Source organism: Bradyrhizobium sp. UBA2491 (assembly GCF_002341725.1).
GTDB lineage: Bacteria > Pseudomonadota > Alphaproteobacteria > Rhizobiales > Xanthobacteraceae > Bradyrhizobium.
In genome coordinates, this window is the sequence record NZ_DDOP01000023.1 from 80,376 (window position 1) to 95,669 (window position 15,294).

The window sequence follows — 15,294 nt, forward strand, 5'->3', positions numbered from 1 at the left end:
GCCAGGGCAGGAGGGAACAAATTCCAGAGATCCCGCCACGATGCGCCGCAGGAACCGCCGTGGCAGTGTGCGCAGCCAATGACTAGAACAACAACCGTCACACTCTATCCGGATCGGCTCGCCCGATGTTCGAACCCTACCTCTCTGCCTGGAGCCTCATCCCTGACGGTGCTCCCGTCGTGACGCGCGCCGCACGGCTGCTGCCGGTGCGACGGCACGGCGAGCCGGCCATGCTGAAGCTCTCCCACGAGCCGGACGAGCGGCTCGGCGCCATCGTCATGGAGTGGTGGGATGGAGACGGCGCGGCGCGGGTTCTCGCCCATGACGGCGACGCGCTGCTGCTTGAAAGGGCGATGGGTGCGGCTTCGCTCAGCGCGATGGCGCACACCGGCCAGGACGATGCGGCCTGCGGAATTCTCTGTGCAACCGCCAATCGGCTTCACGCCCCGCGAGCGAAATCGCCGCCGGATTTGACGCCGCTGACGCACTGGTTTCGCGAGCTGTGGCCCGCCGCGCGGGCGCGCGGCGGCATCCTGATCCGGTCGGCCGAAATCGCCGAGGCACTGCTCGCCGATCAGCGTGAGATCGTGGTGCTGCATGGCGACCTGCACCACGACAACGTGCTCGACTTCGGAGCGCGTGGCTGGCTCGCGATCGATCCCAAGCATCTCATCGGCGAGCGTGGCTTCGACTTCGCCAACATCTTCACCAATCCGGATCTGGCCGATCCGACACGACCGGTCGCGACCGAGCCCGGACGATTTGCGCGGCGTATCGAGATCGTTGTGGAAGCGGCGCGGCTCGATCGCCGGCGCCTGCTGTCATGGATCGTCGCCTGGACCGGCCTGTCGGCTGCATGGTTCCTCGGCGATGAGGATCCGCTTGCCGAAATCGACCTGCAGATTGCAAACCTCGCGGCGGCCGAGCTCGACCGGATGGCGTAGACGGCGCAGCGACTACGCTGCAGCCGCACTGGCGCCGGTCGGCGACACGCTCAGGATCCGCCACTTCGATATGTCGAAGAAGTACGCAGCCTTGATGCGCGCGGACGCTGGATCTGGCGCCTGAATCGCCGTGTGGAATTTTCGCGTACCATCACTCAGCGAAATCCGGAATGTCTGCATTGGTCGAACCTCCACGCGCGGATGCTGCGGCAAGGAGGGTTAATATCCGGTTCCTATCGGCGATCCTCACGCGGCGCGCGTGCCTTCACGCGGTCCCTCGCTCGCGTAAATCCGAGGGCAGTCGGACCGTCGTGTCTTCCGCACCGACGACGCGTCCGTCCTGCGCGCGCAGTTCGAGCCGGCGTACCGGCAGTCCGCTCTTGCGATCGACCAGCAGCACATGCGCCTCGTCGGGCGCGAAGAAGAAATCCTCGCCCCATTGCCGGAGCGCGACGAGGAGCGGGAAGAGACCGCGGCCCTTTTCGGTCAGCACGTATTCCTGATAGGGGCTGCCGTCCGCGGCGGGCACGGTCTCCATGATGCCGTGCGCCAGCAGATTGCGTAGCCGCGCCGAGAGGATGTTCTTGGCGAGCCCGAGGCTCTTCTGAAATTCGCCGAACCGGCGCAACCCGTCGAACGCATCGCGGACGATCAACAGCGACCACCAGTCGCCGATCGCATCCAGCGGCCGGGCCACGCCGCACATCGAGTCCTTGTGGCTCACTCTCTTGGCCATCGCGATCTGCCTGTAGCTCCACGGTCCGTTTGCCGATCCCGGGTGGCGTCCCGACGCACCCGTCCGATCACAAATCTGATATATCGGTTGCAAACTAAAACCTCAAGCGATACACATTGGTTTCAAACTAAAACCATCCAAGGTTCGCCATGATCCAACCCGACGCCACGTTCGACGGCACGTTTCCGTTCACGCCGCATTTCAGCACCGCGCCGGGCTTCAGGATGCACTACGTCGACGAGGGCCCGCGGGACGGCGAGACGGTGCTTTGCCTGCATGGCGAACCGACCTGGGGCTATCTGTTCCGCCACCTGGTGCCGCTCCTGAGCGCGACGCACCGCGTGGTCGTCCCGGATCACATGGGCTTCGGCAAGAGCGCGACGCCGGCGCAGCGCAGCTACTGGCTACAGGACCACGTCGACAATCTCGCAGCTCTGGTCCTCGCACTGGATCTCACCGACATCACCCTCGTGATGCATGATTTTGGCGGCCCGGTCGGCATGGGGTTTGCTGCGCGCCACCCGGATCGCATCCGCCGCATCATCTCGGCCAACGGGCCGACGCCGTTCGGGCAGAGCGATCTGTTCGAACGCCTCACTGCGAATGCACAGGTCTCGCCTTGGTTTCGGTGGATCGCGCAGGCCGAGGCAAACGGCGAGCTTGAGCCGGTGCTCGGCCAACTCGGCTTCAACATCCTGAGCACACTGAAACTCAACGGCTTCGAGAACAATGCCGCGATCACCGACGCCTGGCTCACCGCTTACGGCGCACCGTTCGCGCGACCGTCCGACTGCCTCGGTGCGATCGGATGGGCCAAGGGGTTTGCGACCGGCGCCCACCAATTCGAGACGCCAGATCCGGCGGCCGATCGTGCGATCCGCAGCAAGCCTGCGCTCGCGATCTGGGGCGAGGCGGATCGCACGCTGCGCGCAGAGCACTTCCTGCCGCTGTTTTCGGAGCTATTCCCCGCAGCGCCTATCAAGCGTCTCGCCGGCGTCGGGCATTACTGCTTCGAGGATGCGCCGGAGCAGATCGGCGGCCTGATCGCCGAGTTCATCCGGCACGGCTGACGGCACGCTCGGCAATTGGGCAGCGGGCCTCGCAGCGCGCTCGCCCGTTGGCCTCCGGCGTTAGCCTTGAAACGCCCACGCGACCACGTCCGCCAGCAGCCAGATCCAACCCAGAGCGGCGATGGCGATGGCGGTCAGATAGGTCTTGCGGCGAAGCTGAGGGGTCATGGCGAAACCCATACCCCATCGCCGCGGCGGCGGTGACGACGGCTTGGCTTCACCTTACCGTGCGCGGGCTCGACGGCGGCGGGAAATGGCCGCGCGGACCGCGTAGCCAACAACAAATCCCGCGACGAACATGAAGATCAGCGAGGCGGTGAGAGCAATCGGGTCTGTCATGCGACAAACTATGGCGCGCGGTGCTGACGTCAGCCTTACGGAACCAGGCGCAACGAAGCTGCCAAGCGATCGCTGGTAATCTGGCGGAAGGGGTGGGATTCGAACCCACGGTACCCTTGCGGGCACGCCGGTTTTCAAGACCGGTGCCTTAAACCACTCGGCCACCCTTCCGTCTGTGCAGGATCAGGCCCTTAGCGTAGGGCGGCGCCGAACGCAACGCGAACTTGATGACGGCGCCACGTCCAGCGTCCGTTGATCGGCCCGTCAGCGGCCGGCGTGGACTGAACTTCGACGCATGCGCGCAACGTCGTTGACCGCGACCGCCAACGCCGGCCATCATGACCGGCATGAAGCGTGTCCTCTTTCTCTGCACCGGAAATTACTACCGAAGCCGCTACGCGGAAGAACTGTTCAATCACCTTGCGCACAACGAAGAGCTGCCGTGGCGTGCCTTCTCCAGAGGTGCGGCCGAACGCGGATCGCCGGACAATGTCGGACCGATGTCGCACTTTGCGGCCGATCGGCTCCGCGCAAGCGGCATCGTTCCGGATGGTGCGACGCGCTATCCGCAACCATGCGTATTGGCCGACTTCGACGACGCCGACCTCGTGATCGCGCTCAAGGAGGCCGAGCATCGCCCGCTCATCGAACGCCGGTTCCCCGAGGTCGCCGGCAGGGTGACCTATTGGCACGTGCACGACATCGACGTGGCCGACCCCGCGGTGGCGCTACCGGTGATCGACGGCCTCGTCCGCGAACTGGTTACAGCACTCAGGTAATCCGCTTCCGCTTCAGGAAGATCGCCAGCGCATACTGCGCCGGGCGCGCCAACCGGTCGCCGATAGGCTCGAGTTCGTCGACGGCGACGATCACGAGGCGGCCTTCCGTCACGGTCAACTGGTCGACCGGCACGTCGCGCACGAGGAACACCTCGCCGCGAAGCGTGCGGTTTGGCGTCAGGTGATCCGGTCCCGAATAACTCCCGATCAGCTCAAAGCGTTCGGGCGGCAGATAATGCCCGATCTCCTCATGGACTTCGCGCACCACGCATTCCAGGAAGGTCTCGGTGCCTTCTCGCCGGCCACCGAACAGGCTGATCTTGCCCGCATCGGAGACATGCGGAAGGTCGTCACGCAGCTGCATGAGCAGCCGGCCATCCGAACTGACGAGCAGGGCAGATGCTCCCTCCCTGACACTGCTGGTCATCCGCGAATCCTCCCTTGGACGGGTGAACGTGCATCATGGCTGGCAGCGACGCATGATAGATTTCGGCGTCGAGCAGACCGGAAAGCGGCTGCCAAAGGATTTGTCTGTGTGCGCCTGGGAGGAATTTGATTGCCGGCTTCCCGGAGTGACTATCGAAGCCAATTCGGCCAGCGAGTGGCAAAGGGGGAGATATATCGGCCGGATGGGCGCCCAAACGACGCCCAGGCCATCAAATGCTCAGCCGAAGGCGAACGCCAGCAGGCTGGAACACAGCAGCACGAGGCTCGCTGCAGTCAGGGTCAGAAATCCGTCGGAGACCAAATCGTGATTACGCATGATACACCTGCCTTGACCCGATGCTCATCCGAATTGATTAAAGCTTTCCGAACACTCACTCCTGGAAAGAGGTGACGCGTCTTTCCGCCTTCAGCGGACCGTCAGGCCCGGTACCGATAGCCTTCCACGGCATGCGCCAGGAAGATCGCCGCACTCACCAGGCCCATCACCGCTGTAACCGTCTCGATCATCGCAAACTTCCTTTGCGCCCCACGCGGAAGAGAAAACGATTGCAGCCTTGCACAGTCAAAAAGATTCAATTGTTGGAATCGCAGATGCGCCCGGACTGATGATTTGCTGCAACAGTCTGTCTGATCGCGGGACAGGCGCGGGGATATTGTGCGGTCCGAGCTCCGTAGAACAACGGAGGAGGCGCAACAGCCGGTTTACCAAAGCGCCATAGCCTCAAGGCTCTCCCCATTTCCGCCGTCTTCCGGTTGCGATATCGTCACGCTCTGGTGCGGAAGGTGGGCCGCGCAGTGACGGGAAAGACCCCGACGCCTCGAAGCAGGTGCGGGTCCGACAGAATGGTACTTGGGGCATATGGGGATTAGACGGCCAGATTCGATGATCCGGACGGCGCGCGGCGCCGTTGCGGTGGCGACGTGCCTCGTCCTCGCCAATTGCGCCTCCTCGAACAAGTTCGCCAGCCGCGTCGATCCGAAATACGGCGTATCGTCGAGCCCGCGTGTCGTGGCGCTCGGTGACCCCGTGCCGAAGGGCGGCGGCACCTATCGGATCGGCAAGCCCTATGTCGTTGCCGGCCGGACCTATGTGCCGGAGGAGAACGAGAACTATCGCGCCGAGGGCATGGCATCCTGGTATGGCGACGATTTCCATGGCCGCCTGACCGCCAATGGCGAGGTGTTCGACATGGGATCGCTCACGGCGGCCCATCCGACCCTGCCGATGCCGAGCTACGCGCGCGTTACCAATCTGAGCAATGGCCGCTCGCTGATCGTTCGCGTCAACGATCGTGGCCCGTACCACGGCAATCGCCTCATCGATGTCTCGAACAAAGCTGCCGAACTGCTTGATTTCAAAGGCAATGGTGTCGCTCGCGTCCGCGTCGAATATGTCGGCCGGGCGCCGCTCGAGGGCTCCGACGACCGCCAGCTGATGGCGACCCTGCGCACCGGCACTCCGGCGCCATCGCCGTCGATGGTGCGGGTCGCCTCGGCGCGGCCGTTCGTACCGGAGATGTCGTCGTCATCGGGCCGGGTCCGCGGCGATGTTCCGCTGCCGGAAGGTCGGCCTTACAGCCTCGGCAACACCCAGGCCGACTACGCCTCGGTCAGCGCCACCTCGGAAATGTCGGCCTCGAGCCGGTCGCACCGTCGCGCGCAGAACAATCCGCGCGAGGTGTCCTACGAGAGTGATGCGCGTTACGCAGCAAGCCCGAGCCCGGCAACCGCCTATGTCCCGATCGATGCGCGCGGGCCGGCCGAAGTCCTGAGCGGGCGCGGGCTCTACTAGATCAAACCGTTCCGAATCAGGTCCTTGGCCTGATCATTTCAGAAACGCGATCAGCGCCGCATTGACCTCGTCGGGGTGTTCCTGCTGGATCCAATGGCCGGCGCCCTCGATGATCAGCTTCTGCCGCAGGTTCGGCAGCACGCGGTCCATGTCCGCGACCCGCTTGGCGCCGATCAGCCCGGTGATCACCGAATCGTTCGAGCCGGCGATGAACAGCGAGGGCTGATGGATCCGTGCGTCCTGCCAGGGCGCAGTGAGGTCCCAGTTGCGGTCGAGATTGCGATACCAGTTCAACCCGCCACGGAAACCGGACTGCCGGTAGCCCTCGGCGAATTCGGCGATGTCTGCCTCGGTGATCCAGGCCGGCAGCGGCATCCCACTCGGCAGCTTGCCGAGGAAGCCCTTGGCCTCGTCGACGAACATCGAGCTCGGATCGGAGACGCCGCGCCCGAGCACCAGCCGCATGGTGTGGGCGATGTCGCGCTCGAACTCGGCTTCGGCCACGCCCGGCGGCTGGAAGTATTGCCAGTAGAAATTGGTGATGCCGCTCTCGCGCAGGGTTTCCAGCGGACGCCCACGGCCGCGGAACGGCGGCGGTACGCTGAGGCCTGCGACCTTTGTGAAAATATCCGGGCGAAACAGCGCCGCGTGCCAGGCCACCGGCGCGCCCCAGTCATGGCCGACGATGACAGCCTGCTTCGCGCCGAGCGCAGCCACCAGCGCGACCATGTCGCCGACCGTATCGAAGATCGTGTAGGCACCGACATCGGCCGGCGCGCTGGTCCGGCCGAAGCCGCGCATGTCGGGAGCGGCGACCCGGAAACCGGCCGCGGCGAGGGCTGCGATCTGGTGCCGCCATGAATAGGACAGTTCCGGCCAGCCATGGCAGAGCACGACCAATGGGCCTTGCCCGGCCTCGCGCACGAACATGTCGATGCCGTTGGCGGAGATGGTGCGGGTGGTGGACATCGCGTTTCCGCCTTGTTTGCCGGTACTGCTGTCGTGAGCCGGTTCCAACGATACGGACATTCAATGCGGGCGGCAATCCGGCCAGCCATGTATGACGCAGAAACCTCAGTTGTTTGCGGTACTTCCACCTGTTAGAACGCAGCGTTTCAGGACATCGCCGATGGCAGCCCAGACCGCAGTTCCCAGCACGTTGTCAGCTCGCGCCGGGCGATGCTGGCGCAGCCTGATCGCGGCCGCGATCGCGCTGGGCATCGGCTGCGGCGGGGTGGTCTATGCCGCCAACAACAGCGTGCAGGGCGCCAAGAAGGAAGACGTCGGGTTCGATGGCGACGCGCCGACCGCGATCCTGGTCGAGGCCTCCAGCGGCAGCGTGCTGTTCGAGAAGAACGCCGACGAGCTGCGCGCGCCCTCCAGCATGATGAAGCTGATGACCGCGGAGGTGGTGTTCGACGCCATCAAGAAGGGCGACATCAAGCTCACCGACGAGTACCGGATCAGCGAGAACGCCTGGCGGCGGGGCGGCGCGCCGTCCGGGACCTCGACGATGTTCGCCGCGATCAACAGCAAGGTCTCGGTCGACGACCTCCTGCATGGCGCGATCATCCCGAGCGGCAACGACGCCTGCATCGCGCTCGCCGAGGGGATCGCCGGCAACGAGCATACGTTCGCGACCGATTTCATGACCAAGCGCGCCCGCGAGCTCGGCATGACCAAGTCGACCTTCGGCAATTCCAACGGGCTGCCGGACCCGACCAACAAGATGACGGTGCGGGAACTCGCGATGCTGGCGCGCCACATCATCCAGGCCTATCCCGACCAGTACAAGCTGTTCGGAGAGAAGGAATTCACCTGGAACAAGATCCGCCAGCAGAACCGCAATCCGCTGCTGAACGCTCTGCCCGGTGCCGACGGCCTGAAGACCGGCTACACCAAGGAAGGCGGCTACGGCATGGTCGGCTCGGCCGTGCAGAACGACACGCGGCTGATCGTCGTCGTCAATGGCCTCGAGGACTCCGAAGACCGCGCGACCGAGGCGAAGAAGATGCTGGAATGGGGGTTCCGCAGCTTCGAGACCCGGGTCCTGATCGCGGCCAATCAGCCGGTCGGCTATGCCCGGGTGTTCGGCGGCGAGAGCCGCTCGGTCAAGCTCGTCAGCCCCGATCCGATCAAGGTGATGGTTGCGAAGAACGGCAACGACAAGCTGCTGGCGCGCGTCATCTATAACGGCCCGGTCAAGGCGCCGATCACTGCCGGCCAGCAGATCGGCGTGGTGCGGGTGTGGCGCGGCGCCAATGTCGCGATGGAGACGCCGGTCTATGCGGCCGACGCGGTCGGCACGGGATCGACGGTGCGTCGTGCGCTCGACGGCGCCCAGGAGCTCGTCATCGGCATGTTCCGCGCAGGGGTCGAGAAGCTCTGACATGGCGGAAGCAGCACTCCAACGGCCGAGCTTGCGCGGTCGCTTCATCACCTTTGAAGGCGGCGAGGGCTCGGGAAAATCGACCCAGATCCGCAAGCTCGCCGAACGGCTCGACGTCGCCAAGCTGCGCGCGATCGTGACCCGCGAGCCCGGCGGCTCGCCGGGCGCGGAGATCATCCGCCACCTCGTGCTGTCGGGCATGGGCAAACTGCTCGGGCCGGAGGCCGAGACGCTGTTGTTTGCCGCCGCCCGCGACGACCATGTCCGCACCGTGATCCTGCCGGCACTCAACCAGGGCATCTGGGTGCTGTGCGATCGTTTCTTTGATTCCACGCGCGCCTATCAGGGTCAGCTCGGGCAGGTGTCGGCTGGCCTCGTCAACGCGATGCAGCGCGTCACCATCGGCGATCTCAAGCCCGATTTGACCTTCATTCTCGATGTGCCGGTCGAGGTCGGACTGCAACGCGCGGCGCTGCGCCGCGGCAACGCCACGGCGGATCGCTTCGAGGCGGAGGGCGTCAAGTTTCATCAGGATTTGCGCGATGCCTACCGCCAGATTGCGGCTGAAGACCCGGAGCGCTGCGTGCTGATCGACGCGACGGCCGATCCCGACACGGTGGCCGCCACGATCTGGTCCTCGCTGCGCGAGCACCTCCGGGCCACATTCACGGCGGCCAGTCCCGCATGAGCGCGCGCAAGGTCGAACAGGAGTGCCCGGCGCGCTATCCGCGCGAAACGCCCGATCTGTTCGGGCATCGCGAGGCGGAGAGCGCCTTGCTCGATGCCTATCGCAGCGGCCGGATTCCGCACGCCTGGCTGATCGGCGGCGCGCAGGGCATCGGCAAAGCGACGCTCGCCTATCGGATGGCGCGGTTCGTGCTGGCGTTCCGCAATCCGAAATCGTCCCAGGTCCAGCAGGCGCCGACGTTGCGGGTCGATCCGTCCGACCCGGTGGCACGGCAGGTCGCAGCCGGCGCGCATGGCGGGCTGCTGGTGCTGGAGCGCGGCCTCAACGACCGTGGCGTGACGCGGACCGTGATCACCGTCGACGAGACGCGGGAGACGATCTCGTTTTTCGGCTCCACCGCCGCGGTCGACGGCTGGCGGGTCTGCATCGTCGACACTGTCGACGAACTCAATCCCAACGCCGCGAATGCGCTGCTGAAGATCCTCGAGGAGCCGCCGCAGCAGTCGCTGTTCCTGCTGGTCAGCCACGCGCCGTCGCGGGTGCTGCCGACCATCCTGTCCCGTTGCCGTAAATTGTTGCTGCGGCCGCTGGAAACGGATGATGTCGTGCGTGCGGCCGCAGCCGCAACCGACGTGGCCTCTGACGATCCCGCGCTGGTGGAGGCGGCTACGGCCTCCGAAGGCAGCGTGGGGAGGGCACTGTCGCTGCTCGGCGGCGACGCGCTGAAGCTTCAGCAACGCACGGCCTCGCTGCTCGCGACGCTGCCGAACGTCGATCCGCGCGAGTTGCATGCGCTGGGCGATGCACTCGGCAGCAGCGATCGCGTCGCGCTCGCCGCTTTCATCGACGGCATCGATCGCTGGATGAGCGAGCACATGCGCAGCGGCGACGCCAATGCCAACCTGCCGCGCCTTGCACGGCTGGCGGAGGTATGGGAAAAGATCGTCCGCGCCGCGCGCGACACCGAGGCCTACAATCTGGAGCGCAAGCCGCTGGTTTTCTCGGTGTTTTCGATGCTTGCGGATGCGACCCGATAGACGCCAGATCTGAAAAGACATTCGTCTGAAAGCAAATCTGTCTGAACAACCTGCCTGACCAAACTCCCGACAATCTCGTTTCGATCTGCAAAGGATTCCGTGGTGGCGACCGCTAAGAAGAAATCGTCGAAGAAGGCCAAGAAGACGAAGAAGGCATCGCCCGCTCGCGCGACCAAGAAAGCCACGGCGAAGTCGCGCGCGGCCAAGAAGGCTGGGCGGACCACCAAGAAGGTGAAGAAGGCCGCTAAGACCAAAGCCAAGACCAAGACCGCAACCAAGGGCGCCAAGAAATCGGCAGCCAGCAAGAGCGCCAAGAAAGCCGTCAAGCAGGCTGCGAAGAAGACCGTCAAGAAGGCGGTCGTGACCGCCGCCGAGGCTCCGTCGAAGAAGGCTCCGTCGAAGCAGGCAGCGGCGGCCGTGGCTCCGGCCGCGAAGAAGCCCGCTGCTCCGAAGGCTCCGGCTGTCGAGAAGGCTCCGAAGACGGCGACGATTCGTGCGTCAAAGCAGCCCAAGCCCGCTGCGGCGGCTCCGGTCTCGGCATCCAAGCCGGCACCTGTCGTGGACCGCGGCAACATGTACTACATCACGACCGCGATCGCGTATCCCAACGGCCAGCCGCATATCGGCCACGCCTATGAGGCGATCGCGACCGACGCGCTGGCGCGCTTCCAGCGGCTCGATGGCAAGGATGTGTTCTTCCTGACCGGCACCGACGAGCATGGCCTGAAGATGATCCAGACCGCGCAGAACGAGGGCATGACGCCGTTCGATCTCGCGACCCGCAACGCCGCGCGCTTCAGGGAGATGGACGAGCGTCTCAACGTCTCGTTCGATCGCTTCATCCGCACCTCGGAGCCCGCACACCATGAGTCGGTGCAGGTGATCTGGCGTCGCATGCAGGACAATGGCGACATCTATATCGATGCCTATGCCGGCTGGTATTCGGTGCGCGACGAGGCTTATTACGCCGAGGAAGAAACCGTCGTCGGCGAGGACAATGTCCGCCGCGGCCCGCAGGGCACGCCGGTCGAGTGGGTCGAGGAGAAGAGCTATTTCTTCAAGCTTTCCGCCTACCAGGACAAGCTCCTGCACCTCTATGAGAGCCAGCCCGATTTCATCGGCCCGGATTCGCGCCGCAACGAGGTGATGAGCTTCGTGCGCGGCGGGCTGAAGGACCTCTCGATCTCGCGCACCACCTTCGACTGGGGCGTCAAAGTCCCCAACGATCCCGAGCACGTGATGTATGTCTGGGTCGACGCCCTGACCAACTACATCACCGGTGTCGGCTATCCCGACGAGAGCGACAAGAACTGGCGCTACTGGCCGGCCGACGTCCACGTCATCGGCAAGGATATCATCCGCTTCCACGCGGTGTACTGGCCGGCGTTCCTGATGTCGGCGGGCATTCCGTTGCAGAAGCGCGTCTATGCGCACGGCTTCCTGTTCAACAGGGGCGAGAAGATGTCGAAGTCGGTCGGCAACGTGGTCGATCCCTTCAATCTCGCCAATCAGTACGGCGTCGACCAGGTACGCTACTTCTTCCTGCGCGAAGTGCCGTTCGGGCAGGACGGCAACTACAACCACGAAGCCATCGTCGCGCGCATCAACGCCGACCTCGCCAATGATTTCGGCAATCTGGCGCAGCGTTCGCTGTCGATGATCGCCAAGCAGCTCGGCGGCGTGCTGCCGGAGCCCGGCGAGTTCAGCGACAATGACAAGGCGATCCTGGCGCAGGCCGATGCGATGCTGGAAACCTCGCGCACTGCGATGGCGACGCAACAGATCCATCAATGGCTCAACACGGTCTGGGCCGTGGTCGCCGAGGCCAACCGCTACTTCGCGGGCGAGGCACCATGGGCCCTGGCGAAGACCGATCCGGCGCGACAGAAGACGGTGCTGTATGTCACCGCCGAGGTCGTGCGACAGATCGCCATCATGGCGCAGGCCGTGATGCCTGACGCCTGCGGCAAGATGCTGGATAGCCTTGGCGTCCCGCCGGATGCCCGCAGCTTCGCTGCGATCGCCGAACGCATCAAGCCCGGCACGGTGCTGCCGGCACCTGTCGGCGTGTTCCCGCGCTATGTGGAACCGAAGACCGAGTGAGCGGTTCGAAATTCATGCTGGTCGACAGTCACTGCCATCTGGATTTTCCTGACTTCGCCGACGATCTCGACGGGATCGTCGCCCGCGCCGAGGCGGCCGGCGTCGGCCGCATGGTCACGATCTCGACCCGGGTGAAGCGGCTCGGCGGCCTGCTCGCGATCACGGAGCGCTTTCCCGACGTCTACTGCTCGGTAGGCACCCATCCGCATCATGCCGACGAAGAGGACGGCATCCCGGCCAGCGAGTTGATCGAGCTGACCAAGCATCCGAAGGTCGTGGCGCTCGGCGAGGCGGGGCTCGACTATTTCTACGAGCATGGTTCGCGCGAGGCGCAGGAACGTGGCTTTCGTACGCATATCGCCGCGGCGCGCCAAACCGGCCTGCCGCTGGTCATCCATACCAGGGAGGCCGACGACGATTGCGGCCGCATCCTTGAGGACGAGGTCGCGAAGGGCGCGTTCAAGGCGGTGCTGCATTGCTACACCGGTGGCCGCGAACTCGCGATGAAGGCGATCGCGCTCGGGCTGTCGATCTCGTTCACGGGCATCCTGACCTTCAAAAAGTCTGGCGCGCTGCGCGCATTGGCTGCGGAGTTGCCGACCGACCGCATCATGGTCGAGACTGACGCACCGTATCTCGCGCCCGGCAAGTTCCGCGGCAAGCGCAACGAGCCGTCCTACGTCGTCGAGGTCGCCAAGGTGCTCGCCGAGACCCGCGGCGTCTCCCTGGAGGAGATCTCGCGGCAGACCACCGAAAACTTCTTCCGGCTGTTCTCCAAGGTGCCGGCGCCGAAGGTTGCTGCATGACGCTGACATTGACCATTCTGGGCTGCGGCTCTTCCGCCGGCGTGCCGCGTCCGGCGCTCGGCTGGGGCGCCTGCGATCCCAACAATCCCAGGAATCGTCGCCGCCGCTGCTCGATTATGGCCGAGCGCACCATGGAGCACGGCACCACGCGGGTCGTGATCGATACCTCGCCGGATCTGCGCGAACAGCTGATCGACGGCGATGTCGAACATATCGATGCGGTGTTCCTGACGCATGAGCACGCCGACCAGACCCATGGCATCGACGACCTGCGCTCGGTGGTGCTGCACCAGCGCCGCCGTATCCCGGTCTACTTCAACCAGTCGACCGCCAAGGACATCATGGCGAGGTTCTCCTACTGCTTCATCTCGCCGGAGGGCAGCGACTATCCGCCGATCCTGACGCGGCATTCGATCGAGGCCGGCGAGGTGCGGACGATCGAGGGGAAGGGCGGTCCGCTCGAACTCACGGCGTTCCTGGTCCGGCATGGCAATATCCCAGCGCTCGGCTATCGCATCGGTGATGCCGCCTACACACCCGACCTGCACGACATCCCCGAGGAGAGCTGGCCGGCCCTCGAAGGGCTCGAGCTCTGGATCGTCGACGGCTTGCGCTACGCACCGCATCCCAGCCATTTCAGCGTTGCGGATGCGCTGTCATGGATCGAGCGCTTCAAGCCGAAGCGTGCTGTGATCACCAACATGCATTCCGACCTCGACTACGAGGTGCTGCGGCAGAGCCTGCCGGCGGGCGTGATCCCGGCCTATGACGGCATGCGGCTGACGCTCGAGCGGGCCGGCTAAAGACTTCAACTACCGTGGACGACGGACCTCGCGCGTTCATCGCGCGAGGTTCCGCATGGCAGGCCGGCGGCACCGCTTCGCCGCCGGGCATTGACCTTTCGCGCGCTTCGGACATCGTTATGATCATAACAATATCGGGAGGACCCAATGGCAGAAGCTTTGGCCGCGCGGGACTATACGGACCGCACGCGATATGACGCGCTGATGGACGTCGTGAAGAACCGGCTGACCACACGCGCCTTCGATTCCAGCTACGTGATGCCATCAGAGCATTACGACATGATCCTGGAGGCGGCGCGGCACGCACCGTCAGGGGCCAATGCGCAGCCCTGGCATTTCATTGCGGTCACGGATCAGGAGCTGAAGAACCGGATTACCGAGTATTTCCGCGAGGAGCAGGTCGCCCGCGCCCGGCTCAAGATGAAGTTTCCGACGCCGGACTATCGTGGGCTCGCCTCGGCCCCAGGCTTCATCGTGGTCGCCAGCGACTTCCGCTGGGTCAAGGCGTTTCCGGTGCTCAATGACGGCTCCGAGCTCGACAAGATGTACAAGGAGAATGCCGAGCGCATCCTGTTGCAGAGCGTGGCGGCGGCAACGATGTCGGCGCATCTGGCGGCCGCAGCCCTCGGCTATAATGTCTGGTGGGTGACGGCGATCGGGCAGGAGAAGGCCCAGCAGGCGATGAAGCCGCTGCTCGGAATCCCCGACGAATTGTCCGTGCTCGACATCATGTGCTTCGGTCCGCCGGCGAAGCCGCCGTACAAGCGCTGGAAGAAGAGTCTCGCCGACATCAGCAACTGGAACAGGTTCGATGATCGGCACTTCATGACCGAAGCCGACATCGACGTATGGGTTTCGACCACGCGCCACAAGGTAATGTACCGGGATGCCGAGAACGTCGACTGACACCGCAGCGCCGGTCCGGCGCCAAGCGCCGGATTATCGGCTGGAGGACCAGGTCGGCTTCCTGCTGCGGCGGGCTTATCAGCGCGCTTCGTCCAACCTGGTCGACCGGATCGGGTCCTACGAGCTGACGGCGCCGCAATACGCGACGCTGGCCCGGCTCTACGAGCGCGGGGCGCTGTCGCAGAACCTGCTCGGCCGGCTGGTCGCGATGGAGCCGGCCAACATCCGCGACGTCGTGTTGCGGCTGAAGAAGCGGCGGCTGGTGACGACGCGGCGCGACCCCACCGACAGGCGGCTGATCCTGATCGATCTGACCGCGGCCGGCGTGGCGCTGGTCGAGCAATTGATCCCGATCGAGATCGTGTGCACCGCGACCACGCTGGCGCCGCTCAAGGCCGACGAGCGGCGATTGCTGTACGATCTGCTCGGCCGCCTCGCAGCGGGCTGAGCGCTCT

Annotated in this window: 16 protein-coding genes and 1 tRNA gene; 12 read left to right on the forward strand and 5 right to left on the reverse strand. The window is 64.9% G+C overall.

The genetic code is table 11. The features are described from left to right. Window positions 1–125 precede the first annotated feature (125 nt). Entirely contained in the window at window positions 126–944 is an 819-nt protein-coding gene (locus tag B2W55_RS07120; protein ID WP_024584087.1) for an aminoglycoside phosphotransferase family protein, read from the forward strand. 12 nt (window positions 945–956) lie between these two features. On the opposite strand, the gene B2W55_RS07125 is transcribed toward B2W55_RS07120, so the two are convergent. Beyond that, entirely contained in the window at window positions 957–1,124 is a 168-nt protein-coding gene (locus B2W55_RS07125) for a hypothetical protein (protein ID WP_168200210.1), read from the reverse strand. An 85-nt stretch (window positions 1,125–1,209) separates the two neighbouring features. Further along, the gene (locus B2W55_RS07130; protein ID WP_024584088.1) at window positions 1,210–1,680 is read right to left on the reverse strand and encodes a winged helix-turn-helix transcriptional regulator; all 471 of its coding nucleotides are present in this window, start codon (window positions 1,678–1,680) and stop codon (window positions 1,210–1,212) included. A 149-nt stretch (window positions 1,681–1,829) separates the two neighbouring features. Here B2W55_RS07130 and B2W55_RS07135 point away from each other — a divergent pair, with 149 nt between their 5' ends. Then, window positions 1,830–2,750: an alpha/beta fold hydrolase gene (locus B2W55_RS07135; protein ID WP_024584089.1), complete on the forward strand. Its 921-nt coding sequence runs from the start codon at window positions 1,830–1,832 to the stop codon at window positions 2,748–2,750. A 420-nt stretch (window positions 2,751–3,170) separates the two neighbouring features. On the opposite strand, the gene B2W55_RS07140 is transcribed toward B2W55_RS07135, so the two are convergent. Further along, a tRNA-Ser gene (locus B2W55_RS07140) sits at window positions 3,171–3,260 on the reverse strand. Between the two features lie 167 nt (window positions 3,261–3,427). On the opposite strand from B2W55_RS07140, the gene B2W55_RS07145 reads away from it, so the two are divergent. Beyond that, window positions 3,428–3,868 carry a low molecular weight phosphatase family protein gene (locus tag B2W55_RS07145; protein ID WP_029879921.1) on the forward strand — a complete coding sequence of 147 codons (441 nt, stop codon included), beginning with the start codon at window positions 3,428–3,430 and terminating at the stop codon, window positions 3,866–3,868. On the opposite strand, the gene B2W55_RS07150 is transcribed toward B2W55_RS07145, so the two are convergent. Further along, window positions 3,861–4,295, reverse strand: a complete 435-nt coding sequence (locus tag B2W55_RS07150) for an NUDIX domain-containing protein (RefSeq protein ID WP_024584091.1) — start codon at window positions 4,293–4,295, stop codon at window positions 3,861–3,863. The genes B2W55_RS07145 and B2W55_RS07150 overlap by 8 nt on opposite strands. Before the next feature lie 879 nt (window positions 4,296–5,174). On the opposite strand from B2W55_RS07150, the gene B2W55_RS07155 reads away from it, so the two are divergent. After that, a complete protein-coding gene (locus B2W55_RS07155) occupies window positions 5,175–6,107 on the forward strand; it encodes a septal ring lytic transglycosylase RlpA family protein (RefSeq protein WP_080890970.1) in 933 nt (310 codons plus the stop codon). 33 nt (window positions 6,108–6,140) lie between these two features. On the opposite strand, the gene B2W55_RS07160 is transcribed toward B2W55_RS07155, so the two are convergent. Next, the gene (locus tag B2W55_RS07160; protein ID WP_024584093.1) at window positions 6,141–7,076 is read right to left on the reverse strand and encodes an alpha/beta fold hydrolase; all 936 of its coding nucleotides are present in this window, start codon (window positions 7,074–7,076) and stop codon (window positions 6,141–6,143) included. A 160-nt stretch (window positions 7,077–7,236) separates the two neighbouring features. Here B2W55_RS07160 and B2W55_RS07165 point away from each other — a divergent pair, with 160 nt between their 5' ends. From B2W55_RS07165 to B2W55_RS07200, 8 genes are all read left to right on the forward strand, one after another. Next, window positions 7,237–8,496, forward strand: a complete 1,260-nt coding sequence (locus B2W55_RS07165) for a D-alanyl-D-alanine carboxypeptidase family protein (RefSeq protein WP_024584094.1) — start codon at window positions 7,237–7,239, stop codon at window positions 8,494–8,496. A 1-nt stretch (window position 8,497) separates the two neighbouring features. Then, complete coding sequence (gene tmk, locus B2W55_RS07170) at window positions 8,498–9,184, forward strand: dTMP kinase (protein ID WP_024584095.1); 687 nt, start codon at window positions 8,498–8,500, stop codon at window positions 9,182–9,184. Further along, entirely contained in the window at window positions 9,181–10,221 is a 1,041-nt protein-coding gene (locus tag B2W55_RS07175) for a DNA polymerase III subunit delta' (RefSeq protein WP_024584096.1), read from the forward strand. Before tmk ends, B2W55_RS07175 begins: the two co-directional genes overlap by 4 nt. Before the next feature lie 102 nt (window positions 10,222–10,323). Continuing rightward, window positions 10,324–12,324, forward strand: a complete 2,001-nt coding sequence (gene metG / locus B2W55_RS07180; RefSeq protein ID WP_080890973.1) for a methionine--tRNA ligase — start codon at window positions 10,324–10,326, stop codon at window positions 12,322–12,324. A 14-nt stretch (window positions 12,325–12,338) separates the two neighbouring features. Then, window positions 12,339–13,130, forward strand: a complete 792-nt coding sequence (locus B2W55_RS07185; protein ID WP_024584098.1) for a TatD family hydrolase — start codon at window positions 12,339–12,341, stop codon at window positions 13,128–13,130. Next, entirely contained in the window at window positions 13,127–13,933 is an 807-nt protein-coding gene (locus B2W55_RS07190; protein WP_024584099.1) for an MBL fold metallo-hydrolase, read from the forward strand. The genes B2W55_RS07185 and B2W55_RS07190 overlap by 4 nt, the downstream gene beginning before the upstream one ends. 147 nt (window positions 13,934–14,080) lie before the next feature. Next, on the forward strand, window positions 14,081–14,839 hold the full coding sequence (locus tag B2W55_RS07195; RefSeq protein ID WP_024584100.1) for a nitroreductase family protein: 759 nt from the start codon (window positions 14,081–14,083) through the stop codon (window positions 14,837–14,839). After that, the gene (locus tag B2W55_RS07200; RefSeq protein ID WP_024584101.1) at window positions 14,820–15,287 is read left to right on the forward strand and encodes a MarR family winged helix-turn-helix transcriptional regulator; all 468 of its coding nucleotides are present in this window, start codon (window positions 14,820–14,822) and stop codon (window positions 15,285–15,287) included. The genes B2W55_RS07195 and B2W55_RS07200 overlap by 20 nt, the downstream gene beginning before the upstream one ends. Window positions 15,288–15,294 lie beyond the last annotated feature (7 nt).

Excerpts from the sequence above, each read along its gene's own strand:
- B2W55_RS07145 (WP_029879921.1), top strand. The coding sequence starts at position 3,428 with ATGACCGGCATGAAGCGTGTCCTCTTTCTCTGCACCGGAAATTACTAC.
- B2W55_RS07190 (WP_024584099.1), top strand. The coding sequence starts at position 13,127 with ATGACGCTGACATTGACCATTCTGGGCTGCGGCTCTTCCGCCGGCGTG.
- B2W55_RS07175 (WP_024584096.1), top strand. The coding sequence starts at position 9,181 with ATGAGCGCGCGCAAGGTCGAACAGGAGTGCCCGGCGCGCTATCCGCGC.
- B2W55_RS07195 (WP_024584100.1), top strand. The coding sequence starts at position 14,081 with ATGGCAGAAGCTTTGGCCGCGCGGGACTATACGGACCGCACGCGATAT.
- tmk (WP_024584095.1), top strand. The coding sequence starts at position 8,498 with ATGGCGGAAGCAGCACTCCAACGGCCGAGCTTGCGCGGTCGCTTCATC.
- B2W55_RS07185 (WP_024584098.1), top strand. The coding sequence starts at position 12,339 with ATGCTGGTCGACAGTCACTGCCATCTGGATTTTCCTGACTTCGCCGAC.
- B2W55_RS07155 (WP_080890970.1), top strand. The coding sequence starts at position 5,175 with ATGGGGATTAGACGGCCAGATTCGATGATCCGGACGGCGCGCGGCGCC.
- B2W55_RS07125 (WP_168200210.1), bottom strand. The coding sequence starts at position 1,124 with ATGCAGACATTCCGGATTTCGCTGAGTGATGGTACGCGAAAATTCCAC.
- B2W55_RS07135 (WP_024584089.1), top strand. The coding sequence starts at position 1,830 with ATGATCCAACCCGACGCCACGTTCGACGGCACGTTTCCGTTCACGCCG.
- B2W55_RS07165 (WP_024584094.1), top strand. The coding sequence starts at position 7,237 with ATGGCAGCCCAGACCGCAGTTCCCAGCACGTTGTCAGCTCGCGCCGGG.
- B2W55_RS07200 (WP_024584101.1), top strand. The coding sequence starts at position 14,820 with ATGCCGAGAACGTCGACTGACACCGCAGCGCCGGTCCGGCGCCAAGCG.
- B2W55_RS07150 (WP_024584091.1), bottom strand. The coding sequence starts at position 4,295 with ATGACCAGCAGTGTCAGGGAGGGAGCATCTGCCCTGCTCGTCAGTTCG.
- B2W55_RS07130 (WP_024584088.1), bottom strand. The coding sequence starts at position 1,680 with ATGGCCAAGAGAGTGAGCCACAAGGACTCGATGTGCGGCGTGGCCCGG.
- B2W55_RS07120 (WP_024584087.1), top strand. The coding sequence starts at position 126 with ATGTTCGAACCCTACCTCTCTGCCTGGAGCCTCATCCCTGACGGTGCT.
- B2W55_RS07160 (WP_024584093.1), bottom strand. The coding sequence starts at position 7,076 with ATGTCCACCACCCGCACCATCTCCGCCAACGGCATCGACATGTTCGTG.